Here is an 18,904-nt window from a genome sequence, read left to right as displayed (position 1 = left end):
CACCATGTCCATGACGGCTGAACTTCGAGACGAACTGCTCAAGGTCGCGCCGGGGCCGCAGAGCTGCCGCCGGGCGCAGGTGGCGTGTGCGCTGCGCATGTGCGCCGAGATCAGGGTGTCGCGCGGCGGATTGAAGATCATCGCTGAGCTGCCGACCGCATCCTCGGCGAGGATGTTGCGCCGCGAGCTGCGTGAGCTGTTCGGCGTGGATTCGGTGACCGTGGGGTCGCGCAGCACCAGCTACCTCGGCGGGAGCTTCATCTTGATCGTCGATGCTGAGCAGGGAGGTGCCCGACTCGCCAAGGAGGCTGGGCTCATCGACCGCTACGGCGACATGGTGTGGGGCCTGCCGACGTCGTCGCTGGCGTGGACTCCCGGCGAGGTGGCCGCGGCGCTTCGCGGGGCATTCATCGTCGCCGGGGCTGTGAGCGGTCCGGTCAACGGGCGCACCTTCGAGTTGAAGTGCCCGTCGCCGGAGGTGGCGCACGCGCTGGCCAGCTTCGCCCGCCGGTCGGGGGTGACCATGATCGTGCGCGAGCTGCGTGGTGTCGCACGGCTGACGGTGCGCGACACCGACCACATCGGCACACTCATCGCGATGATGGGGGCCAACGACGGGCGGATGGTGTGGGAGCGCCACTCCGCACGCCAGGCCACGATCATGCGTGCCCAGCTGGCCCAGGCCAACCAATGCCGCGCGGTGCGCGCCGCGGCCACCACAGCCAACCGGATCGCCGAGGCGCTGGAGATTCTGGGCGCGGACGCACCCGAACACCTGGCGGCAACCGGCCAGTTGCGGGTGGCCAAGCGCCGCGCGTCGCTGGAGGAGCTGGGCCGCATGTCCGATCCGCCGCTGTCGAAGGACGCGGTGGCCGGTCGGCTTCGCCGGTTGCTCGCCCTGGCCGACAAGCACCAGGGGCCGAAGCCGCACCTGGTCTCCGCAAGCTGACACGCGGCGGTACAACGGGCGATACAAAGCGCGATATCTCCCTGGCCTGGAAAACGCGAAAGCCGGGCGACCAAGCAAAACGTGCTGGCTCCCGGCTTCACTTCCTCGGCTCTCCACCGAGGCACCTGTAACAGTACCGCCGCGGTGTGCAACGCACCATTTCTTCCGACAAACGCCAGGTCAGGTAGGGCTCGCGGAGGACGTGACAAGACTTTGTTCCCTATCCGGGTCGCGCCAGCTTAGACTTCTGCTCAGACAGTCACGACGACTCGGTGAAAGGAGCAGAGAAATGTCCGACGACGTGACCATTAGCGGAAAAGAGATCGCGTCGCTGGTTGGGTTCGTGGGCACCGTCTCCGTCGGTGTCTACCAGCTCATCGACGGCGCGCCGGTGGCATTCGGCGTCGTCGGCTGCGTCGCCCTGCTCCTCGCCATCCTCATCTGGGTGATGTCCAGCGGCGACAGCGGCGGCAACCAGCAGCAGCCTCCGCAGCCGCAGCAATTCGTCCAGCCGCCGGTGAGCGGATTCCTGGTGGGATCACGTATCCGGGTCCACGGCCATGACTTCACCATCCTCGACGACACCGCGCCGTCGATGGCCGCGGCTGTGCGCAACGGCGGCCGCGGGGTCGTCACCGCCGCGGACGCCTCGGGCAACGTCGGCCTGCTGTTCCTCGGCTTCGACGCCGCGGGCACCGTGGTGGAGGCGTCCACCAACGAGAGCGGCTGGCAGCGCGCCGACCTAGTCGGCTGAGACCGCCGTACGCACACAGCACGAGCCCGGCTGAATCTTCCGCCGGGCTCGTGCTGTGTCTAGTCGCTGCCAATCACCCCGCCTGTCGGCGTTCCTCGGGCGCAGCGAGGTCGTCGGCAACGTGCCAGCCCTGTTCGTCGTGGTGGCTGGCGAAGGCTTCCCACAGCGGTCCCGCGGTGGTGTCCGCCGACTCGCGGCCGGTTTCGTTTCCCCGATCCTGTGCCATGTGCTGCTCCTGATCCCCCGCGCCACTACCGCGTCGCGGCCTCGGCCTCATCGGCTGCTGCGCGAAGCTGTGCGGCCAGGTCGCGGTGGCCGTCGATCTCCAGACCGTTGGCTATCGCCCGTGCCCCGCTGGGGGCCAGATGTGCGTCGTTGTGCAGGATTCCGAGGACGTCGTTCGGTGACCGGACGATCACCTTCCCGCTCCCCCGGTCAACGTCGAACCGCATGTTCCTGACTCCCCTCTGATGTGCCGCTAGTAACGGTGGCCCACCCAGTCGGGTTGCCGCGGCGGCGGCGCGGGTGTCACGTCCCGTCGGACGCGGCACGTAGGCGGGCGGGTGCGGGCGGTGAATCTAGACGGCGGCGACGGTGACCGGGTGGTTCTCCGGCACGGCGATGTCGCAGATGTCGGTGCCGATGAGAACCAGTCGCTGGGACGGGTCGGTGGCCCACGGCTCGACGGCCTCGACCGATTCCACAATGGCGTAGCGCTCCTCGGCGGCAGCCCGCGACCCGTAGTCGAAGGCCGTCTCAGCGGCGTCCATCAGCGCCAGCAGGTCGATCGCATCGCCCTCCTGCAGTTCCAGCGGCTTCGTCTGCACGGTGCGCATGGCATCTCCTCGTGTCGTCGGCCGATGAGTTATCGCCCGTGTGCCGGATCGTTTCAGCCGCTGCGCCCCACTGCCGCCCGCGGCGCGCCCCGGTCGTCGGCGGCGTCCACCGCTGCGTACGTTTGGCCGCAATCGCTTCGTCCGCGAAGCGAAACCCTCGACGCGAGGCGGACCGCGACTCCGCTTCGCATCGCGGAGGCAAGCTCCCGTAGGGGCAGCGGACATCGCCCCTGCACATGTTCGGGCGTGATCGAAGGTCGCGGCGTACGGATCACGCCCGATGTGTTCAGGAGGAGCCCCATGACATCGAAACGCCTCAAGGCCGACGTCCGTCGCCACATGGCCGAGAACCCCGACGCCAAGTACACCGAGACACTTCGTGCGCTCACCGCTGACGGCGGGGGCGCGGCACCGGAGTCGGGTCTGATCACTGCCCTCGGGATCAGCGACATCGACACCCACGACTTCGGTTCAGCGTGGCGCGATGCCGCTGTGCGCAACACGCTGGCTTTCCCGCTGGGCGTCGCACACCGCCCATCGGCGGACCCATCACCGGCAGAGACAGTGTGGGTGGACTTGGCGCAGGACCACAACCCACACATGCTGATCGTCGGCCGCACCGGATCAGGCAAGAGCGTGTTCCTGGAGACCATGTTTACGTCGCTGGCCGCGCTGCACGGACCAGACACCGTCAACTTCGCATTCCTGGATTGCAAGGGCGCGTCCACGTTCGCCTTCGCACGCTCCCTGCCCCATACGTTGGTGTGCCTGCAGGCCGACAATGCCCCGGTGCTGACGAAGCAGCTCGGGCAAAAGGTGGGCTATGAACTCGATGCACGCCACCGGCTTCTGGCTGACAAGCAGTGCCGCGGGATCAGTGAATATCGCACCCAATGGGCGCAAAACCGTGGAGACGACACGTGGCCGCCGATGCCGCATCTCATTGTCGCACTCGATGAGTACACGCCGGAGCGCGAGAACGGGATCACAGCACTTCGTGAACTGATGGACCGAGTGACCGAGGATGGAGGTGACGTGGGTGTGCATCTGGTGTGGGGACTCCAACGCGTTACTTACATGTTCGCTCACACTGACATCGCCCCGCGCATGGGATGTCGCGTAGTGCTCAATCCGCTCGGCTCGCGGTCGCTCTCACAAGATACGGTCGGAGACCCCGCGGCCGCAGAGCGCCTCATGCCTGGAGAGGCCGTCTGCGCACACGTTCAGTGCCGCCCGCCACACCCAGGGTGGGACGACGATCACCCCGTCAACTCCATCCGCGCGCGCAGCCGTGCGTCAGACCCGCGGCACGTCGATCTGTACGTCCGCAACCACGCATCCGATCTGCAGGAGCGAATTACCGCCGCTCCCTGCGCCAGCCCGATTGGGCAGTGGAAGATTCCCGACATCGACACACGGCTGGCGGTCCTCCAATCAGAAGTCGACACGCTCCCCGCCGCGCTGGGTACCGAGATCGAAAGCGTCACGGCCGCGGTACGCTGGGGCGCCGAAATGCGAAGCCGCGGCCTTCACAGTGGGCCGATTCCCGCGGCGCGCACCCTGGTCTTCTCCGGACCAGCCGGGTCAGGAAAGCGACGGGCCGCCGAGGTCATTGCTCGGCTGCTCAGCGGGCTCGGGATGTACGCATCGGCCCATCTCGTCGACGTGCGGCCTGGGCAGGTGACTCATACCCCACCTGTTGATGTCGTCGACGATCACCGGGGCGAGGTGTTGTTCATCGACGTGGACTCGTTCGCAGTGCCCGGCGTGCCGCAGTATTCGCCTGCGACCAGTCGGTTCGATGTCGAAAAGATCGTGAACTGTGTGCGACAGGCCGAAGCCCACGGCGGTGATACCTTGCTGATCCTGTCGGGCACCCCGGTCGCCATCGGCGCGCTCGTGGAGCACAGCCCTGACGTGATGCGCGCACAGACCCACATCGAGTTCGCATCGGCGAGCGCCGATGAACTGTGGCGTCACCTCATCCGGTGCGCCAACCGGGTGCATCGCACCGTCGACGCGGAAGCCGAGGGCGGTTTCCGCCAGCAGATCGAGACGCTCCTCGATGTGGACGCCGATGGAGTACCGGCGATCGACAGGCTCGGGAACTACCGATTCGCCGAGGCCGTCGCTGATCTCGCGATGCGCCTGGGCACCCGGCGGCTGGCGGAGGCTTCCTTGTCCGAACTCACCGATGACGAGCTGACGACCCTGACTGTCGGCGACATCACCGCCGCGGTGCGCCAGGCCGCCGCCTCCGTGGGCTGACACCCGCTCCCCGGCACCGCCGACGCCGCGGTGCCGGGGAGACGAGGACGTGACATCTCCGGCGGGTGGGCGACACGCGAACCGAAAGCGCGCCGCGGGCAGCTGGGTTCACCTGGGGTCGATAGACAAGGTGGCCGCACCCCCGACGGGTGCACACCGCCGATCCCACCGGCCCACGAGAAAGGTCACTCATGTCCGAGATCACCGTGTACACCGCCCCGCAGTGCCCGCAGTGCACCATGACCAAGAAGCTGCTGGACAAGCGCGGTGCCGACTACACCTGCGTGGACCTCAGCACCGACTCCGACGCACTGGCCCTGGTTCGTGAACTCGGGTATTCCGCTGCTCCGGTCGTGGTGGCCGGTGATGTGCACTTCTCCAGTTTCCGTCCCGATGCACTCGACCGCCTGGTCGCCGACCAACTCGCGTCCACTGCTGCTGCTGCCGCTGCGTAGTCGCGGTGGTCGCGCCGCGGCCGTCGCTGGCGACTGTTCTCTGATAGTCTCCACTTTAGAGACGGCGAGGAGGGCTCGATGGAGATTCCCGATTCAGTAATTCCACCAGCCTCGGCTGTGGTTGGCCGCGACTACACCATCGCCTTCGCCGACGACGACTGGCACTTCTGGGACCACATCGACCAGGCGCTCCTCTACCGGGGACGCCGGTCGCCCAACGGGCGCTGGGACATCACTTCTTTGGACGGCGAGGACGTGGAGTGGGACTACGCCGACGACGAGATCGTGGTGATCGCATGAGCGCGAACATCACCGCCGCAGGCACCTGCACCTGGGGTCACAACGTCACCTGCTCACGCTGCGGGGTGAGGCGCTGGCATGTGGTCAGCGGAGCGTGGACCTGCACCAACTGCAACAAGCCGATGAACATCGCCGAGGTACGTAGCTACCACGACAGCCTGGAGGGCCGATGACCGTCGCTGAACTCATCGCCCAGCTGCAGAAACTGCCGCCGGACACGGGGGTCGTGATCCCGGACGCCCACCATGCAGCAGCGGAAATCTCGTCAGTAGAGCTGCGCGATGTCCCCGGCGGCATCGAGGGCGGCCGCATCGTCCACACACGGCGGGTGGTGATCGCATGAGCGCGAACATCACCTTGGAGACGCTCGCTCGCGAGCAGCTGGTCGTCATCGGACGCGACTACGTGACCGGCACCGCCGCTCGATTCCCGTGGTACCGATGGGCCGACCAGTACCGTTCGGTCGTCAGCCTCGCCATCCGCGCTTACTCCAGTGTGTACGGCCGCAGAATCAGCCTGCGCGGAAACGCCGAACGCGGGGCCGTAATCGTGCGAGAGGCCAACGGATCGGTTGTGCTGCACGTCGATTGGGACTCCGCGTTCATTTCATCGGGATGACCCTACACGCCAGCTTGCGTTGTGTCAGTGCCATGGTTTAGTCTCGATTTTAGAGACATTCACTACCTCAAGGAGCAACTGCCCATGAAGCTCGCAGACCCCACCTCGACCCTGGTCAACAGCACCGAAGCCCCGGCGCTGCCCACCATGACCAGCCGAATCGACCCCGACAGCGCGGCGCGCATCATGGACATGCTGATCAACGCCTACAGCGACCAGCGCCTCGCCGTCGTCCGCGAGAACGTCTCCAACGCGGTGGACGCCACCCGCCGCGCTGGCTCCACCGAGCCGGTGCAGATCACCTCCCCCACTCTCATCGAGCCGAACTTCGTGGTGACCGACCGCGGCACCGGGATGTCGGCGGCCGAAGTCGAGGCCGCGTTCCTCACCTTCGGCGGCAGCACCAAGCGCCACACCGATGACGAGATCGGCGGCTACGGTGTCGGCGCGAAGTCGCCGTGGTCACTGACCGAGTCCTTCCTGATCGACACCGCCAAGGACGGCAAGCGCACCCTGGTGCGGGCCTCCCGCGACCTCAACCACCAGGTGCTCATGCTCGACGAGCCCACCTCGCTGCCCAACGGCACCACCATCAGCATCCCGGTGGACGTGGAAGGCCACGCCTCCGACTGGGCGCGGGTGATCCGGGAGGTCTCCATCGCCCACGACAGCGGCATGATCGAGGTGGACGGCTCCCCCGCCGCCAGCATCGCCGACAGCCCGACGTGGATCGGCCCGGTCTCGTGCGCCCGCATCCCCGGCCGCGAACACGATCAGGTGATCATCCGCAGCGGCGGCACCCTGTTCGCCGCCACCCGCGACGTGGCCCGCCGCGTCCTCGACGCGACCGGGCTGATGCACTGCATCATCGAGCTGCCCATCGGTTCGTTCGACCACTCCCTGACCCGCGAGACCGCGACCACCACCGACCGCACCCTGGCCGCCGTCGATGCCGCCCTGGCCAGCTATGCGACCGCCTACGCAGCGCTGGAGGCCCGCGTCAACGAGCTGGCCAGCCGCGACGTGTACGCGGCGGTCACGCTGCGCAACGAGACTCTCGGCGAGGCCGGGCGGCCCAACCACCTGCGCATCGAATATCGGATGGGGGTGCCCGAGGGCATCGGCGCGTGGAATTGCCGCCGCAGCTCCGGTTACTCCAGCCGCCAGCGGTGGATGTCCGCCGACACCCACCACATCGAGGACCGCTTCGCAGCCACCTCGGTGGCGGGCGAGATGCGCCGCACCCTGGTGGTGACCGACGTGCCCAAGGGGCGCAAGCTGCGCGGTTTCGCCACCTGGATTCGCGACAACCACCCGAGCATCACCCGCGTCGTCCCGGTCCCCGAGGGCCAGACCCACATCCTGGCCGACGTTGTGAACGTCGATGGCGACCCCACCGGCCAGACCTGGAAGCTCGGTGCCGACACCGACGGCGTGACGCACTACAGCTTCGCCGAGTGGGCCGCGGAACTGCGCGCGAACCGCAAGCCGAGCAGCCGCGCCACAGGCTATCTGTGCCAGGTGATCGCCATCGACGGCGAGACCGCCCAGGACGCGGAGCTGACCGGCCAGGAGATCGTCGATCTCGGGCTGCCGGTCTGCTACGTGACCGCGACCCGTCCCAGCTACCCCAACGTCACCGGACCTGCCGTTGTGGTGGTCTACCTGGGGCGGCGCAAGGTGGAGCCGCTGCTCAAGGCAGTGCCCACCGCGGTGACGCAGTCCCGGTGGAATCAGATGCGCTTCGAGAAAGCCATCGCGGGTATGACTCACCTGCAGATGCTGGCCGCGGCATCGGATCACGGTTATGGGTTCCGGGCGCGCGGCCGGTACATCCGGCTGGCCGACGCGGTGCTCGCGGCGTGCCCAGACCACCCGCTGCAGGAGACCCTGCAGACGCTGGTTGCGGTGCACGACGCCGATAAGCAGGTGACCGCCGCGCAGCGCGAAGCCTTCGGCAGCGCGCAGTACAGCGATCGCGCACAAGAACTCACCGCCGAACTCAACGGGCTGCAGGAGAAACTCACCGCCGCTTACCCGCTGCTGGCGAACATGCCCTACAACGGCGGCGACGATGTGCTGCCAGCCGCCGTCGACTACATGGTGCACACCCCGCCGCGGTCCTGACCGGGCCGCAGTGGGGAAGCCACCCAGCCACCCAGCAGAACAGGAGCTAGATGTGCCGGACGTGAACACGCCACTGGCAGACATCATCTTGAGCCGCGCCGTCTGCGAGGGGCGCGAAGGCGGCGGCGTCACCGCCGCCGCCGACCGCGACTGCGAGAGCTACCTGCACTGCCAGCTCGCCGCCGACATGATCCTCGACCACATCCGCGATCACCTGATGGTCTACGCCGAGAGGCTGGAGGTAAGGCGATGACGGACGCAGCCGAACACAGGCGTGATCGTGCCCGCGAGGCCGCAGCTGGGCTGGAGTACCTGGCCGGGTTGGCACGCGGAAACGACTACGCCGACGAGTACCACCTCGGCGGCAGTGAGACCGCAATGCTGCTGGGCGACGCTTTCGAGAAGTTCGCCGAGGCACTGGAATCGAAGGTGCACGGCGATGAGTGAGGTTGCTTTCCTCATCCACACCGAAGCATCGGACGTGCATTCGTCGTGTGTGGCGTGCGAGCGCCCCATTCACAGCCACGATGGCAAGCGCGGATGGATTCACACCTCGTCGGGAACCTACCGCTGTCCGACGTTCCCGTTCGGATGGGCCGATCCCGGCAAGCCCCGCGACATCGAGGCCGTCATCGAGGCGGCTGCCGCTGAGGCCGAAGCGGAGGGCCGCCAGAACGGCTACGACGAAGGCTTCGCCGACGGCAAGGCCGAAGGCCGCGACGATGGGCACCAAGAGGGCGTAGCCGAAGGACGTCAGCAGATGCACGACGAGTTGACGCGCGCTCTGACATCGTTCCTGGCCGAACTCGGCGATCGCGTGGCCGGTGACCCCGCAGTAGTACGCCGCGCTCTCGTGCGGGCATGGAATCGGGTGACGCCGTGACCGAGTACACCGAAGTCGTCGAAGCCGCGATCGAGCACGCCGAGAAGCCGAAGCGCACCGCGCAGCTGCTGGAGGTCGCCACAGAACTGGGCGTCACCGCGGTGAGCATCGACGTGCGCCACCCGAGCCTTACAGAGCGGGACTGGCCCCACAGTCCGCGCGGCTGCATCTTCACCCCGCCCGATGAGTACGTCGGAAGTTGGCCCGCCGCCTGGGCCATCGCCGATCGAGCTGGAATCAGCCGCGGTGCGGGAAGCACCGGCTCACACCAGGCCGACACCAGCGGCCTTGTGCCCGGCATCTACGAGCACCGCGGTGGCCAGTGGACGCGTTTCGACGAGGAGGAAATCTGATGGGCACGACGACGACGATGCGGTGGACCAGGCCGGAGCCGGGCCGCTACACCGCCGGTCCATACACGGTGTCCCGGTCGCCCTCCGGCGGCTGGCACGCCGCGGGTCCGGGCTGGCGGCCAGAGACCGGCTGGCCGCTGCTTGCCGAAGCGAAGGCCGCGTGCGCCGAGGCAGCGTTGCACCGCCTCGATGACCCGCACGTCGAGCCGGTCGTGGGCGACCTCGCAGTCACCGGCGAGGACCGCCAAGGACGCATCACGGCGATCTTCCCCACACCGGGAGGCCAGGTGTACTGCATCAAGCTGCCGCGGGGACGGCGGGTGTGCCTGTCTCGGGCCGAGTTCGCGGTGGTTTCGGCATGACGGACACCGCTGTGCACACCGTGTCCGGGCTCGGGATCGCCGCGGCCGACCATCACATCGAGGTCCGCGAGAATTTCGCGGCCGACAGGTTCTACGCCCGATGCACCTGCGGATGGAGCGCGCTCGATGTCATCCATCCCGACACGGCGGCCAGGGTCGGCCGCGAGCACGTGGACAAGATCGCCGACGTGGACAAGCGGGTGGCCGGTCGGCACCGCGACGGGCATCACGCGGTGGTGGTCGCGGCAGGCGGACGCATCACCGTGGCTTGCTCCTGCGAGGGGTTCCGCATCACCGAGAAGAAGGCCGACCAGGTGGTCGCCGCATGGGGCCGCCACCTCGACGCCTGCCCGCCCGCCGAACAGGCCACCGCAGCTGGCAAGCGAGCCCGGCGGTGCCCCACACCGGGGAAAGTCGGGTTCAACAGCCGTCGCTCCGCTGAGAAGGGCCTGGAGCGGTTCTGGCGGACGTTTCGCGGCAAGAAGGCCCCGGTGCGCTGTTACAAGTGCCCCTGCGGGCGCTGGCATCACACCTCCAAACCCAAGGCGGCGGGGGTGCCCCGATGAACGATCCAGTCCGGCCTACCGCCGCCCAGCGTGCGGAGATGGCGGCCTACATCGACACCAACGATCCCGGCCTGCTCTATGAGCTGGGTATCGCTCGGGAGGTCGACGCCGAACTGGCTGAGGAGTTCATCCCCGCTTTCGACGCGGTCTGGAGGGCCGGGCGATGAGCAGCGGAGCGGAAACCCGAGGACGTGACAGTGTGCGGCCCTCTGAGCTTCCCGCCCTACAGTTGCCCGTCGCGGGGTCGCCCGTGGACGGTGACCTGGCGGCCGATATCGCAGGCATCCTGCGCGGACAGTTCCCCTCCGATCCCGCTCACCAGCTCCACTACGCCGCGCACTGCTTGGTCTCCTACCTGCGTGAGCATCTCGCTGAGCACGCGGAGGAACTGGGGCTGCGCCCGGAGCTGCGCGTGCTGGAAGACGGGTACGGCGGCATCGCGACGTCTTGGCCCGGCGGTGAGACCAGGCTTATCCACCGCCCCGCTACCCGGCAGATTCGCTACGCCACCGACTGGAAGGAACAGAGATGAGCGTCGGCATCTGCGCCGCCTGCTTCGTGCTGGGCTTATTGGTGCATGAGGTGTTGAGCAGCTGGGACGATCCGGCGTTCCGGTGGGGGTTCACCCACCCGTTCGGCCCGCCGCGACCCTGGTGGCCGCGCGAGAGGCGGACACGCTATTTCATCGAGCACGGCGCTGCGTGGCGGAAACGTCCGCACCGTGGCGAGCGTGGCGTCTGAGCGGCGGCCGCGACGGTCGCGCCTGATGCCGAAACGCGCCGCCGGTGATGGTTGCGTGGAGATGCAACCCACTATAGTCTCTGTTTTGGAGACATCATGGAGGAGCGTAGCCGGATGGCGAGTGACGACATTATCGACCGGGCAAGGGCGTCGATTGAACTGTGGGCCGCCACCCCCGGCGTGACCATCGAAGTGCACACCGGGATGGTCGCCGCCGAGGACGCCTACCGGAACGCGCCCGAGCTGGTGTCCGAGATGGCCGCCGAAATCGAACGCCTCCGCGCCGAGGTGGAGCAGCACGAGATAAACGTCAGGATGCTCGGTCACTGACATGGACAGGGATGAGGAAATGACCACGATCACCGACGAGACAATGCCCCAACGCGAAGCAGCCGACATCCTCGACACCGCAAAGAAACTCATCACCCGCGACCGCAACGAGGACTACGGCGAGGCGATCGACGACTTCACCCGGACCGCAAAGATGTGGGAGCAGATTCTTGGCATTGAAATCAGCGCCGAGCAGTTCGCGCAGTGCATGATCGTGGTGAAGCTCTCCCGGCTGGCCCACACCCCGAATCACGACGACTCTTGGGTGGACATCGCCGGGTACGCCGCTCTCGGCGGGTCGATCGCCGCCGTTCCAGGGAGGCACGGGTGATGAGAGGCCCAACGGTCGGAGTGTGTCGCGAGGGCTCTTTGCCCTCCGGCGGGTGCAACCCCAACGGTGGGCACAGGTACGCAAGTGCTGCCCTGCCGCACCCATGCCGCGTTGTTCCAGATGACTGCGCTGGTCGACACCTGCGAGATGGAGCCCGATGATGATGATGATGAGTGAACCGCCACACCACCGTTTGCGCGACGTTCCCGCTGAGGTTGCGTGGGTTCGGTCACGTTGCTTGTGTCAGACCCCTTTGTTAGTCTCTGTTTTAGAGACGTTCCGACGGCCCCACCGCCACCACAACGAAAGGTCACCGCAGCCATGCACTCACTCATCGACGACAACTCGATCATCGTCCGCTCCGGCGACGAGACTCTGATCGTCTCAGCATCTGACCCCACCTACACCGCGGTGCGCCGGTACCTGCTCGATGAGCGCGGCGAGGACTTCGACGAGCTGCGCGCGATGATCGACGGAATCCGGGTACCGGTGAAATCCGCCGCCGCCGACGCCGTGGCCGCGGTCGACGGCGACGAAGGCAGCGCCTACCGCATCGAGCACGGCGACCCCGTCGAGGAGATCATCCTTGCCTCGGCCCTGCGGGTGGCGCGTGAGAACGCCGACATGGCCCCGCTGGGCCGCTTCCTGCAGCGGCTGGAGAACAACCCGTCGCAGGCTTCCCGCTCACAGCTGTTCGGCTGGCTCAAGGCCGGTGGGTTCACGATCACCACTGACGGGATGATCGTGGGCTACAAGTCGGTGCGCAGCGACGGGCGGTCGTCCAACGGCGGCCGTGAGCCGGTCACCGTGGCGTACCAGGGCGGCCGCAGCGAAACCATCACCGGACACATTCCCTACCCGCTGGGCGCGTGGGTGTCGATGCCGCGGGAGCTGGTCGACGACAACCGCGACTCCGCGTGCTCGGTCGGCCTGCACGTCGGCACCTACAACTACGCGGAGAACTTCTCCGAGAAGATGCTGGTGGTGCTGGTCGACCCCGCCGACGTGGTCTCGGTGCCGCGGTGCAGCGGAGCGCAGAAGATGCGGGTGTGCCGCCTGTACGTGGCCGCGCAGCACGACGGCGAGCAGATCAGCGAGACCGTGGTCGATAACATCCGCACCGTGCCGGACTTCGACGCGGCCGAGGAATACTACGGCCGCGAGGAGAACCAGGCTCCCGCCCTCGCAGGGTGCGACTACAGCTACGACATCGACGACCTCGACGACGATGACGACCTCGACGACGATGACGACCTCGACCTCGACGACGACGATGACGACCTCGACGACGACGAGGATGAGGACGACGAGGACGACGAGCGCGAGAACTCGGAGTTCGGCGAGTACGCCAAGGCCACGTATGCGGGCGACGATGATGGGTGGGACGACCGGGCAGCGTCCGTGACCATCTAGTCGCCGACACAGCGCCCGCAGCCGCTACCGAAGTGGCGGCTGCGGGCGCTGCTGTGTCTGCGGCTCCTGCGGCTCCTGGCCCTGCTGCTTGCACTGCTCGGCTGCCGCCTCGGTGGCGGTGGCCAGGCACAACGTGGCGTAGACCTGGGCCTGCTGCATCAGCACGGCGTGCAGCCCGTAGCTGGCGTCGGCGGCCTCCAGCTGGTCGCAGCAGGCGATGGCCAGCAGCGCCGCCGACTCGTAGTCGCGGCGGCCTTCGGCCTCCAGCAGCTTCTCGCGGGTGCGCGACGGTGCCGGTCGCTGCCAGCGCCCCGCCGCCATCAGTCCTCGGCCCCGACGAACTGATCCCACTCCTGCGGGGTGATGCCGGTGGCGATGAACTCCCGCAACCCAGGTGCCAGGTCCGGCATGGCCTGCTGGATTAACGCGCCGCGCTCATAGGCGCGCATCTGCTCCTCGGTGATCGGCAGATCGAGCGTGTGCGTCACCCCGGTGATGCGGGAAACTCGCGTGACCTCCACGGTGGCCGGTCCTTTCGGTCGGGTCTGGCTGTGCCGTCGAGCATCCGACACCGGCGGTGCGGACACCGGACGCGGCGCGGCGGGCAGCGGACGGGGGACGTGACAACCTCCCCGACGGTCAGGCCCCGTCGCCGACTTCGACCCTGTCCTCCTCGTCGACGGAGCTGGAGAGGATGTCGACCGCCACCGGATCGGACAGACCCCGACAGCAATGTCGCGGCTGCGTAGGAATCTCCCGCCTTTAGGCGGGAGAGGATGTCAACTCCGCTTCGACAGCCGCCACCAGCCGCTCTAACTGGGCATGGGAAATCGAGGAGTCCGCGGGCAGATGGAACCGCATATCGCGCGCTCCTATGATCGGGGCCGCGCATGATGTGCGAGGTTCCGCGCAGGTCACCTCTCGGCCGCTGTATCGGTCGGCGTCATGGAGGAGCCTTTGCCGGAAGATGGCACGAAAACCGGCTTTTCACGCGGAACCTCGCACACCAAGCATCGTCGACCGCCCAGGCAATCCCGCCCCGAGTAGCGCGACACGCCGAGAGATGCTTTCAGGCTGCGCAGCAGCAGCAGCAGCGCTTCACATCGCCGCGGGGCGATACGTCGCCACCGTCTCCGGCCTCGCGCTCATCACCGCAGTGTCGGCCTCGTCAGCAGAAACCCGGCACCGCACATTCGACAGTCCCGCGTCGCCGCGCTGGATGAGCCACAGGGTTCCGTCGCTGGACACCGAGCTGACCTCGAACAGGTGGCGAAACCCGCGGTCGGCGTCGTAGCGCAACTCCACCAGGTCACCGCGCCGGAAGTAGCTCACCGGGCCATCTCCGCCGCCAGGTGCGCGAAGAAGTGCATGGCGTCGCCGTTGCGGAAGTCGATGGCCACCAGCGTGTCCTTGATCTTGTCCTGCTCGGCGGTGCTGCACTGCTTGGCCACATCGACCACCGATCCCAACGGGATCGAGTTCCAGCCCCACTGCGGACCTTCCACGTCGAACCGGTGGTCGAGGTCCAGCCCCTTCTCGCCGATGAACGTGTCGAGCCACGTCGCGAAATCGGCCATCAGAACAGCTCCCCGTTTCGAGCCTCGGTGATCAGGTCGTCGATCGAGATTCCGGGGGCCGCCACATACAGCGTGTCGCCGACGATCGCATGGCCGCCCCCACCGGCGGCGGAAACCGCGTCGGCCACGATGATGTCGCGGGCCGCGTCCAGCGCGTCGGAGCCTTCCGGCGTGATCTGAATCCCGCGGCTGGCGGCCGCCGCGTTGATCGCCGCAAGAACCGCGGAGTCGGTAAGCCTCGATCCGTCCGGGGCCGCCACGACGAGATACGCGAAGCCGAGTGCGCGCGTGCTTGCCATCAGACTGCCACCTCGATCAGCTCCGCGCTGTCCGCCTCAGCGGTCACCAGCCATTCACCCATGGCGTTTCCTTCCTGTCGGGGAGTCGGTTGAGCGTCCGCATCAGCCGCCCTCCCAGTCCAATTCGTCGGGGAACGCGTGCGCGCACGCCCCGGTTCCGGTGCCGGTGCCGGTGTGCTCAACCTCGAACATCTGCCCCACCTCGGCGAGGTCGCGTTCGCCGTCACCGAGTTCACGAGTCACCTTCACGCGACCGGCCGCGGCCAGCACCTCCGGCGTGGTGCTGCCTTTCGGGGCAAAGTGCGCGTACGCGCCCACTTTCGACATGGCCTATCCCACCGCCTTTTCCAGCACGGACAGCTCGGCGATGATCGACCCGCCGCGGTCAACCGCGACGATTGCGTGCGGATTGTGCGCCGTGGCCCAGACCACGCGGTCGGTCTCCGGCACCGCGTCGCGCACCTCGGTGACTGTCCCGCGGCACATCGCACCGCGCATCGTGAACATGACGCGGTCCCCGGCGGATAGCTCACGCATCGGCGGCCTGAGCATTAACGGATTCGGGCGGGCCGCTGTCGGCGGGCGACTCAGTTGCTTGCCCACGAATCCGGCGAACCATAGGCGACCAGATGCGGTCACGCCACTCCGACGTATTCATGGCGAAGATGATGTGCGCCGAAACCACGGACCATGCGAGCGCTCCAACCACTACGCGGGCCACCGCACCGAATACGAGAATCGTCGACCAGAGTCCGTCGCCGTCTCCTACCGGCTCCGTCATCCACTGTTCAGTGACGACGGGATAGCCACGTGATGCTGCGATATGTGCGACCACCACGGCCAGAGACACCAGGGCCGTCGAGAGCCCATACAGCCTGTATCCGAGCCGGAGCGTTCCGTCACTCATGTCGCGCATCAGGCGGAGAACGTGGCGGTAGAACCTCGGGGTATTGGCCAGCAGGACACCTGCCAGCACGATCAGCATCAACGAGCTGCTGATGAGGAAGGTGAAGCAGGCGATGTCATTGGGAGTCATGTTTGTCACGTCCTCACTGTCGGTTCGGTTTCCTCGGGAACGATCTCGTCGACCGCAGCGAAGACCCGGCCGCCGGTGTCGGCCGCGATCGCCACGTGCGGCGAGTTGTCGAAGTTCGAGATGTGCGGATGTGTGCGCGCAACCGCGGAGCGCACCTCGGTCACGGTGCCCACCCCTTCACCACCGGTGATGGTGTAGCGCACCCGATCACCGACACGCGGCCAGCTCACGCGACGTCCCGCCGGTACAGGTCGCCTTCGATGTACTCGACGACGCTGCCGTCGCTTTTCGCGGTTGCCTTCCACCAGTAGTCGCCTTCGATCCAGTCGATGTGCCAGTGCCCGCTGTCGTCGAGCGCCTCGACGAGCTGGTCGTCTCCACCGGACCCGGCGAAGAACGCCTCCCCCGACCCAGCGGACTGGTCGGGGCCACGGCTCACCGCGGTGATCAGCTCATCGGCGGTGCGCGCCTTGCCCGCCGCGGCCAGCACGGCGGCGATCGAATCCCAGAACCCTTGACTCATCTCGGTTATCTCTCCCGGCGCGCTCTCCAACTCGTCGCGGCCAGTGCACCAAAGAAGTGGGCGGCGCAGCGGGTGAGGCGCGGCTGCCCGATTCCTCCGGCGTGTCGCGCGCCGCGGGGCGGGCGCACCGTCGCGGCCGGGCAGCATAGCTATCACCCACCTACCGACGGAGGAGGTCGGACGCCATGATCGTCGGAACCCAAGCAGGCATGATCACCGTGCGCGACGCCCACACCGAGCTGGGTGTGCGTGAGCCGTTCACCGTCAGCCGGGCGCAGGCACGCATCATCGCCAGCTGCCTCGACCACAAGGGCCTGCACCCCCTGGCCGCCGCCGACCTGCGCCGCGCAGCCGAAGAAGCAGAAATCGGTTGACCATGCCTGTGTGCGACGCGATCATCGAGTACCTGCGGATGTTCGACGCCGGAGTGGCACCGTCGGCCAACGACATCGTGAACAGCTTGATGGGCACCCACGGTGCTTCCGACATCCGCCGTGGCCTCACCCAGCTCGACCACGCCGGTGCCATCAGCTCCCGCTGGGACGGCGACGCCTTCGTCTACTGGTGCGATTGAACGAGAAGACCTGACATGACCGACAACCCGCTGAACTCCCCCGGCCCCGACCGCATCGTCGTGGCCGGTGACTGGCACGGCAACACCAGCAGGGCCTGCGGAGCGATCTGGTACGCCGGTCTGCGCGGCATCCCGCTCGTGCTGCAACTCGGCGACTTCGGCTACTGGACGCCGGGAGCGTGGACCGACCGCTACCTCACCGCGGTGGAGTCGGCGTGCGCCGAGGCGGACGTGACACTGCTGTGGGTCGATGGAAACCACGAGTGCTACCCGAACCTGTACGAGACGCCCGTCGACCCGGATACGGGACTGCGCACCATCAGCGAACACGTTCACCATCTGCCGCGCGGCCTGCGCTGGAGCTGGCACGGCAAGACGTGGATGGCGCTCGGCGGGGCGCACTCAGTGGACCGGCACATGCGGATCGAGGGCCGCTCCTGGTGGCCGCAGGAGCATCTGTCCGACGCCGACGTGGAGGCCGCGATCGCAGGCGGCCCAGTGGATGTGATGGTCTGCCACGACGCCCCCGACGGGGTGCACATCCCCGGCCTCATGCCGGGCCAGTTCCCAGACGATCAGATTGCCACGGCCGAGTGGCACCGCCGCCAGCTGGGCAACGTGGTGCGCTCCGTGAACCCGAGCCTGCTGCTGCACGGCCACTACCACGTGCGCTACAGCGACCGCCTCGGCCAAACCTCGGTGATCGGCCTGGCCGACGACTCCGCGATGCAGTCCGACAACCTGCTGGTGCTGGACCTGCAGGGCCAGCGGTAGCTGCTGATGCGGATTAATCACCCATCCGACTGCTTCATTGCTTCACGGGCGAGGATCGACACCGACCAGTCGAACCTGCGGAACCCCTCCCACACCTCGGCGATGAGGTCACGGTCCGCCTCGGTGTACTGGCAAACCTGCGCCTCGCGGCCATCGACGTCCACCGTCTCCACCGGCGGCGGGGTGCCATGCGCCTCGATATGGGCCGCCTTCACCGCCTTGCCGAACGCGGAGCGGTACCGGTCGGCGTAGTCAGCGTCGCCGGTCACCTCAACGAGGAAATCCGACAGGTACAGCGGCCGATCTCTGGCGTCGGCGTCGACGTCGGCGGAACTGGCCGCTCCCCCACCCTCAGCCGCGAGACGGTCCGCGAAGTATCTGCGCACCGCGCTGTCGGGTCCGAGCAGCGACGCCGCAGCGATGTACGCGGCCAGCGCCGACAGGCGAAGTTCGATGTAGGTGTGCAGAACGTCGCCGCCGGTGGACTCCCGCACCTCGACACGGTCGACACTTGCGGGTCCGGTGCCGGGAAGCTGCGCGAGCACATCGTGCGGGGCACGTGCGCCGATGGCCGAAGTGACTGCTGACAGTGGCCAGCTGACCCTGCCGCTGTCGTCGACCCGGCGGGTGGCATCGAGCACGGCGGTGGCGATGTCGGGCAGTGCGGCGGTGTCGGTCACGGTGGCATCCTCTCACAAACGTCTCTATAGTGGAGACTATTGGATACCGCCGACACCGAGCAACTAGGGACATCGGCGTGCCGCGCGCCGCGTAGCGGTTATGTCACACGAGTGGGCGACACTGGTGGCAGTGTCTGATTTAGAGACGAAGTAGG

The 18,904-nt window shown here is 67.4% G+C and carries 38 protein-coding genes; 24 read left to right on the top strand and 14 right to left on the bottom strand.

The genetic code is table 11. The annotated features are described in order from the left end of the window. The first annotated feature begins 4 nt into the window (after positions 1-4). On the top strand, positions 5-949 hold the full coding sequence (whiA, locus tag B8W67_RS14110; protein WP_085304586.1) for a DNA-binding protein WhiA: 945 nt from the start codon (positions 5-7) through the stop codon (positions 947-949). A 289-nt stretch (positions 950-1,238) separates the two neighbouring features. After that, positions 1,239-1,703 (top strand): hypothetical protein, encoded by a 465-nt coding sequence (locus tag B8W67_RS14105; protein WP_085304584.1) that lies wholly within the window; start codon positions 1,239-1,241, stop codon positions 1,701-1,703. Positions 1,704-1,776: 73 nt separating this feature from the next. Here B8W67_RS14105 and B8W67_RS20910 read toward each other — a convergent pair whose 3' ends face one another. The 3 genes from B8W67_RS20910 to B8W67_RS14095 form a co-directional block, all read right to left on the bottom strand. Continuing rightward, positions 1,777-1,929: a hypothetical protein gene (locus tag B8W67_RS20910; RefSeq protein ID WP_163797042.1), complete on the bottom strand. Its 153-nt coding sequence runs from the start codon at positions 1,927-1,929 to the stop codon at positions 1,777-1,779. Positions 1,930-1,954: 25 nt separating this feature from the next. After that, on the bottom strand, positions 1,955-2,155 hold the full coding sequence (locus B8W67_RS14100) for a hypothetical protein (RefSeq protein WP_085304582.1): 201 nt from the start codon (positions 2,153-2,155) through the stop codon (positions 1,955-1,957). A 126-nt stretch (positions 2,156-2,281) separates the two neighbouring features. Next, the gene (locus B8W67_RS14095; RefSeq protein WP_085304579.1) at positions 2,282-2,539 is read right to left on the bottom strand and encodes a hypothetical protein; all 258 of its coding nucleotides are present in this window, start codon (positions 2,537-2,539) and stop codon (positions 2,282-2,284) included. A gap of 300 nt (positions 2,540-2,839) precedes the next feature. Here B8W67_RS14095 and B8W67_RS14090 point away from each other — a divergent pair, with 300 nt between their 5' ends. From B8W67_RS14090 to B8W67_RS21130, 19 genes are all read left to right on the top strand, one after another. Continuing rightward, positions 2,840-4,807 carry an FtsK/SpoIIIE domain-containing protein gene (locus B8W67_RS14090; RefSeq protein ID WP_163797044.1) on the top strand — a complete coding sequence of 656 codons (1,968 nt, stop codon included), beginning with the start codon at positions 2,840-2,842 and terminating at the stop codon, positions 4,805-4,807. Between the two features lie 191 nt (positions 4,808-4,998). Then, a complete protein-coding gene (locus B8W67_RS14085; protein ID WP_085304575.1) occupies positions 4,999-5,262 on the top strand; it encodes a glutaredoxin domain-containing protein in 264 nt (87 codons plus the stop codon). 78 nt (positions 5,263-5,340) lie between these two features. Then, positions 5,341-5,562 carry a hypothetical protein gene (locus B8W67_RS14080; protein ID WP_085304573.1) on the top strand — a complete coding sequence of 74 codons (222 nt, stop codon included), beginning with the start codon at positions 5,341-5,343 and terminating at the stop codon, positions 5,560-5,562. Then, complete coding sequence (locus B8W67_RS20905) at positions 5,559-5,735, top strand: hypothetical protein (protein WP_163797046.1); 177 nt, start codon at positions 5,559-5,561, stop codon at positions 5,733-5,735. The genes B8W67_RS14080 and B8W67_RS20905 overlap by 4 nt, the downstream gene beginning before the upstream one ends. Further along, positions 5,732-5,905 carry a hypothetical protein gene (locus B8W67_RS20900; protein WP_163797047.1) on the top strand — a complete coding sequence of 58 codons (174 nt, stop codon included), beginning with the start codon at positions 5,732-5,734 and terminating at the stop codon, positions 5,903-5,905. Before B8W67_RS20905 ends, B8W67_RS20900 begins: the two co-directional genes overlap by 4 nt. Beyond that, on the top strand, positions 5,902-6,180 hold the full coding sequence (locus B8W67_RS14075; protein ID WP_085304572.1) for a hypothetical protein: 279 nt from the start codon (positions 5,902-5,904) through the stop codon (positions 6,178-6,180). The genes B8W67_RS20900 and B8W67_RS14075 overlap by 4 nt, the downstream gene beginning before the upstream one ends. A gap of 84 nt (positions 6,181-6,264) precedes the next feature. After that, on the top strand, positions 6,265-8,307 hold the full coding sequence (locus B8W67_RS14070; RefSeq protein WP_085304571.1) for an ATP-binding protein: 2,043 nt from the start codon (positions 6,265-6,267) through the stop codon (positions 8,305-8,307). Positions 8,308-8,368: 61 nt separating this feature from the next. Beyond that, on the top strand, positions 8,369-8,560 hold the full coding sequence (locus tag B8W67_RS14065) for a hypothetical protein (protein WP_133056122.1): 192 nt from the start codon (positions 8,369-8,371) through the stop codon (positions 8,558-8,560). Further along, positions 8,557-8,754 carry a hypothetical protein gene (locus B8W67_RS14060; protein ID WP_085304569.1) on the top strand — a complete coding sequence of 66 codons (198 nt, stop codon included), beginning with the start codon at positions 8,557-8,559 and terminating at the stop codon, positions 8,752-8,754. Before B8W67_RS14065 ends, B8W67_RS14060 begins: the two co-directional genes overlap by 4 nt. Then, positions 8,747-9,190 carry a hypothetical protein gene (locus tag B8W67_RS14055; protein WP_085304568.1) on the top strand — a complete coding sequence of 148 codons (444 nt, stop codon included), beginning with the start codon at positions 8,747-8,749 and terminating at the stop codon, positions 9,188-9,190. Before B8W67_RS14060 ends, B8W67_RS14055 begins: the two co-directional genes overlap by 8 nt. Continuing rightward, positions 9,187-9,543, top strand: a complete 357-nt coding sequence (locus B8W67_RS14050) for a hypothetical protein (RefSeq protein WP_133056121.1) — start codon at positions 9,187-9,189, stop codon at positions 9,541-9,543. Before B8W67_RS14055 ends, B8W67_RS14050 begins: the two co-directional genes overlap by 4 nt. Further along, positions 9,543-9,905, top strand: a complete 363-nt coding sequence (locus tag B8W67_RS14045) for a hypothetical protein (RefSeq protein WP_085304566.1) — start codon at positions 9,543-9,545, stop codon at positions 9,903-9,905. The genes B8W67_RS14050 and B8W67_RS14045 overlap by 1 nt, the downstream gene beginning before the upstream one ends. After that, positions 9,902-10,471, top strand: coding sequence for a hypothetical protein (locus B8W67_RS14040; RefSeq protein WP_085304565.1), 570 nt, complete (start codon positions 9,902-9,904; stop codon positions 10,469-10,471). Before B8W67_RS14045 ends, B8W67_RS14040 begins: the two co-directional genes overlap by 4 nt. Continuing rightward, positions 10,468-10,638 (top strand): hypothetical protein, encoded by a 171-nt coding sequence (locus B8W67_RS20895; protein ID WP_163797049.1) that lies wholly within the window; start codon positions 10,468-10,470, stop codon positions 10,636-10,638. Before B8W67_RS14040 ends, B8W67_RS20895 begins: the two co-directional genes overlap by 4 nt. An 83-nt stretch (positions 10,639-10,721) precedes the next feature. Beyond that, positions 10,722-11,003 (top strand): ribonuclease III domain-containing protein, encoded by a 282-nt coding sequence (locus B8W67_RS14035; protein WP_133056120.1) that lies wholly within the window; start codon positions 10,722-10,724, stop codon positions 11,001-11,003. Further along, positions 11,000-11,212, top strand: a complete 213-nt coding sequence (locus B8W67_RS14030; RefSeq protein WP_085304563.1) for a hypothetical protein — start codon at positions 11,000-11,002, stop codon at positions 11,210-11,212. Before B8W67_RS14035 ends, B8W67_RS14030 begins: the two co-directional genes overlap by 4 nt. 114 nt (positions 11,213-11,326) lie before the next feature. Next, positions 11,327-11,542 carry a hypothetical protein gene (locus B8W67_RS14025; RefSeq protein ID WP_163797051.1) on the top strand — a complete coding sequence of 72 codons (216 nt, stop codon included), beginning with the start codon at positions 11,327-11,329 and terminating at the stop codon, positions 11,540-11,542. A 19-nt stretch (positions 11,543-11,561) separates the two neighbouring features. After that, positions 11,562-11,873 carry a DUF6378 domain-containing protein gene (locus tag B8W67_RS14020; protein WP_197747583.1) on the top strand — a complete coding sequence of 104 codons (312 nt, stop codon included), beginning with the start codon at positions 11,562-11,564 and terminating at the stop codon, positions 11,871-11,873. A 321-nt stretch (positions 11,874-12,194) separates the two neighbouring features. Continuing rightward, positions 12,195-13,286 (top strand): hypothetical protein, encoded by a 1,092-nt coding sequence (locus B8W67_RS21130; protein ID WP_163797053.1) that lies wholly within the window; start codon positions 12,195-12,197, stop codon positions 13,284-13,286. Positions 13,287-13,310: 24 nt separating this feature from the next. Here the strand turns inward: B8W67_RS21130 and B8W67_RS14010 are convergent, their stop codons facing one another. The 10 genes from B8W67_RS14010 to B8W67_RS13970 form a co-directional block, all read right to left on the bottom strand. Next, a complete protein-coding gene (locus B8W67_RS14010) occupies positions 13,311-13,607 on the bottom strand; it encodes a hypothetical protein (RefSeq protein WP_085304560.1) in 297 nt (98 codons plus the stop codon). After that, a complete protein-coding gene (locus tag B8W67_RS14005) occupies positions 13,607-13,807 on the bottom strand; it encodes a hypothetical protein (RefSeq protein ID WP_085304558.1) in 201 nt (66 codons plus the stop codon). Before B8W67_RS14005 ends, B8W67_RS14010 begins: the two co-directional genes overlap by 1 nt. 577 nt (positions 13,808-14,384) lie before the next feature. Beyond that, the gene (locus B8W67_RS14000) at positions 14,385-14,618 is read right to left on the bottom strand and encodes a hypothetical protein (protein WP_085304556.1); all 234 of its coding nucleotides are present in this window, start codon (positions 14,616-14,618) and stop codon (positions 14,385-14,387) included. Beyond that, entirely contained in the window at positions 14,615-14,863 is a 249-nt protein-coding gene (locus tag B8W67_RS13995; RefSeq protein WP_085304554.1) for a hypothetical protein, read from the bottom strand. The genes B8W67_RS14000 and B8W67_RS13995 overlap by 4 nt, the downstream gene beginning before the upstream one ends. Next, the gene (locus B8W67_RS13990; protein ID WP_085304552.1) at positions 14,863-15,162 is read right to left on the bottom strand and encodes a hypothetical protein; all 300 of its coding nucleotides are present in this window, start codon (positions 15,160-15,162) and stop codon (positions 14,863-14,865) included. The genes B8W67_RS13995 and B8W67_RS13990 overlap by 1 nt, the downstream gene beginning before the upstream one ends. A 102-nt stretch (positions 15,163-15,264) precedes the next feature. Further along, positions 15,265-15,489 carry a hypothetical protein gene (locus B8W67_RS13985; RefSeq protein WP_085304550.1) on the bottom strand — a complete coding sequence of 75 codons (225 nt, stop codon included), beginning with the start codon at positions 15,487-15,489 and terminating at the stop codon, positions 15,265-15,267. A 3-nt stretch (positions 15,490-15,492) separates the two neighbouring features. Continuing rightward, positions 15,493-15,669, bottom strand: coding sequence for a hypothetical protein (locus tag B8W67_RS20890; protein WP_163797055.1), 177 nt, complete (start codon positions 15,667-15,669; stop codon positions 15,493-15,495). A 22-nt stretch (positions 15,670-15,691) separates the two neighbouring features. After that, on the bottom strand, positions 15,692-16,207 hold the full coding sequence (locus B8W67_RS13980; protein ID WP_133056119.1) for a hypothetical protein: 516 nt from the start codon (positions 16,205-16,207) through the stop codon (positions 15,692-15,694). Next, positions 16,204-16,428, bottom strand: coding sequence for a hypothetical protein (locus tag B8W67_RS13975; RefSeq protein ID WP_085304546.1), 225 nt, complete (start codon positions 16,426-16,428; stop codon positions 16,204-16,206). The genes B8W67_RS13980 and B8W67_RS13975 overlap by 4 nt, the downstream gene beginning before the upstream one ends. Next, positions 16,425-16,721: a hypothetical protein gene (locus tag B8W67_RS13970; RefSeq protein WP_085304544.1), complete on the bottom strand. Its 297-nt coding sequence runs from the start codon at positions 16,719-16,721 to the stop codon at positions 16,425-16,427. The genes B8W67_RS13975 and B8W67_RS13970 overlap by 4 nt, the downstream gene beginning before the upstream one ends. A gap of 185 nt (positions 16,722-16,906) precedes the next feature. On the opposite strand from B8W67_RS13970, the gene B8W67_RS13965 reads away from it, so the two are divergent. The 3 genes from B8W67_RS13965 to B8W67_RS13955 are packed head-to-tail and all read left to right on the top strand — an operon-like array spanning position 16,907 to position 18,069. After that, positions 16,907-17,095: a hypothetical protein gene (locus B8W67_RS13965; protein WP_085304542.1), complete on the top strand. Its 189-nt coding sequence runs from the start codon at positions 16,907-16,909 to the stop codon at positions 17,093-17,095. Further along, complete coding sequence (locus tag B8W67_RS13960; protein WP_133056118.1) at positions 17,092-17,295, top strand: hypothetical protein; 204 nt, start codon at positions 17,092-17,094, stop codon at positions 17,293-17,295. The genes B8W67_RS13965 and B8W67_RS13960 overlap by 4 nt, the downstream gene beginning before the upstream one ends. 15 nt (positions 17,296-17,310) lie before the next feature. Beyond that, on the top strand, positions 17,311-18,069 hold the full coding sequence (locus tag B8W67_RS13955) for a metallophosphoesterase family protein (protein ID WP_085304538.1): 759 nt from the start codon (positions 17,311-17,313) through the stop codon (positions 18,067-18,069). 17 nt (positions 18,070-18,086) lie between these two features. Here the strand turns inward: B8W67_RS13955 and B8W67_RS13950 are convergent, their stop codons facing one another. Continuing rightward, complete coding sequence (locus tag B8W67_RS13950; protein WP_085304537.1) at positions 18,087-18,749, bottom strand: hypothetical protein; 663 nt, start codon at positions 18,747-18,749, stop codon at positions 18,087-18,089. Positions 18,750-18,904: the final 155 nt, after the last annotated feature.

This window comes from Mycolicibacillus koreensis, assembly GCF_002104795.1.
Classification (GTDB): Bacteria; Actinomycetota; Actinomycetes; order Mycobacteriales; family Mycobacteriaceae; genus Mycobacterium; species Mycobacterium koreense.
This window is presented reverse-complemented; position numbering and strand designations above follow the sequence as displayed.

Coding starts and splice junctions, on each gene's coding strand:
- whiA (WP_085304586.1), top strand. CDS start 5: ATGTCCATGACGGCTGAACTTCGAGACGAACTGCTCAAGGTCGCGCCG.
- B8W67_RS14105 (WP_085304584.1), top strand. CDS start 1,239: ATGTCCGACGACGTGACCATTAGCGGAAAAGAGATCGCGTCGCTGGTT.
- B8W67_RS20910 (WP_163797042.1), bottom strand. CDS start 1,929: ATGGCACAGGATCGGGGAAACGAAACCGGCCGCGAGTCGGCGGACACC.
- B8W67_RS14100 (WP_085304582.1), bottom strand. CDS start 2,155: ATGCGGTTCGACGTTGACCGGGGGAGCGGGAAGGTGATCGTCCGGTCA.
- B8W67_RS14095 (WP_085304579.1), bottom strand. CDS start 2,539: ATGCGCACCGTGCAGACGAAGCCGCTGGAACTGCAGGAGGGCGATGCG.
- B8W67_RS14090 (WP_163797044.1), top strand. CDS start 2,840: ATGACATCGAAACGCCTCAAGGCCGACGTCCGTCGCCACATGGCCGAG.
- B8W67_RS14085 (WP_085304575.1), top strand. CDS start 4,999: ATGTCCGAGATCACCGTGTACACCGCCCCGCAGTGCCCGCAGTGCACC.
- B8W67_RS14080 (WP_085304573.1), top strand. CDS start 5,341: ATGGAGATTCCCGATTCAGTAATTCCACCAGCCTCGGCTGTGGTTGGC.
- B8W67_RS20905 (WP_163797046.1), top strand. CDS start 5,559: ATGAGCGCGAACATCACCGCCGCAGGCACCTGCACCTGGGGTCACAAC.
- B8W67_RS20900 (WP_163797047.1), top strand. CDS start 5,732: ATGACCGTCGCTGAACTCATCGCCCAGCTGCAGAAACTGCCGCCGGAC.
- B8W67_RS14075 (WP_085304572.1), top strand. CDS start 5,902: ATGAGCGCGAACATCACCTTGGAGACGCTCGCTCGCGAGCAGCTGGTC.
- B8W67_RS14070 (WP_085304571.1), top strand. CDS start 6,265: ATGAAGCTCGCAGACCCCACCTCGACCCTGGTCAACAGCACCGAAGCC.
- B8W67_RS14060 (WP_085304569.1), top strand. CDS start 8,557: ATGACGGACGCAGCCGAACACAGGCGTGATCGTGCCCGCGAGGCCGCA.
- B8W67_RS14055 (WP_085304568.1), top strand. CDS start 8,747: ATGAGTGAGGTTGCTTTCCTCATCCACACCGAAGCATCGGACGTGCAT.
- B8W67_RS14045 (WP_085304566.1), top strand. CDS start 9,543: ATGGGCACGACGACGACGATGCGGTGGACCAGGCCGGAGCCGGGCCGC.
- B8W67_RS14040 (WP_085304565.1), top strand. CDS start 9,902: ATGACGGACACCGCTGTGCACACCGTGTCCGGGCTCGGGATCGCCGCG.
- B8W67_RS20895 (WP_163797049.1), top strand. CDS start 10,468: ATGAACGATCCAGTCCGGCCTACCGCCGCCCAGCGTGCGGAGATGGCG.
- B8W67_RS14030 (WP_085304563.1), top strand. CDS start 11,000: ATGAGCGTCGGCATCTGCGCCGCCTGCTTCGTGCTGGGCTTATTGGTG.
- B8W67_RS14025 (WP_163797051.1), top strand. CDS start 11,327: ATGGCGAGTGACGACATTATCGACCGGGCAAGGGCGTCGATTGAACTG.
- B8W67_RS14020 (WP_197747583.1), top strand. CDS start 11,562: ATGACCACGATCACCGACGAGACAATGCCCCAACGCGAAGCAGCCGAC.
- B8W67_RS21130 (WP_163797053.1), top strand. CDS start 12,195: ATGCACTCACTCATCGACGACAACTCGATCATCGTCCGCTCCGGCGAC.
- B8W67_RS14010 (WP_085304560.1), bottom strand. CDS start 13,607: ATGGCGGCGGGGCGCTGGCAGCGACCGGCACCGTCGCGCACCCGCGAG.
- B8W67_RS13995 (WP_085304554.1), bottom strand. CDS start 14,863: ATGGCCGATTTCGCGACGTGGCTCGACACGTTCATCGGCGAGAAGGGG.
- B8W67_RS13990 (WP_085304552.1), bottom strand. CDS start 15,162: ATGGCAAGCACGCGCGCACTCGGCTTCGCGTATCTCGTCGTGGCGGCC.
- B8W67_RS13985 (WP_085304550.1), bottom strand. CDS start 15,489: ATGTCGAAAGTGGGCGCGTACGCGCACTTTGCCCCGAAAGGCAGCACC.
- B8W67_RS20890 (WP_163797055.1), bottom strand. CDS start 15,669: ATGTTCACGATGCGCGGTGCGATGTGCCGCGGGACAGTCACCGAGGTG.
- B8W67_RS13970 (WP_085304544.1), bottom strand. CDS start 16,721: ATGAGTCAAGGGTTCTGGGATTCGATCGCCGCCGTGCTGGCCGCGGCG.
- B8W67_RS13965 (WP_085304542.1), top strand. CDS start 16,907: ATGATCGTCGGAACCCAAGCAGGCATGATCACCGTGCGCGACGCCCAC.
- B8W67_RS13955 (WP_085304538.1), top strand. CDS start 17,311: ATGACCGACAACCCGCTGAACTCCCCCGGCCCCGACCGCATCGTCGTG.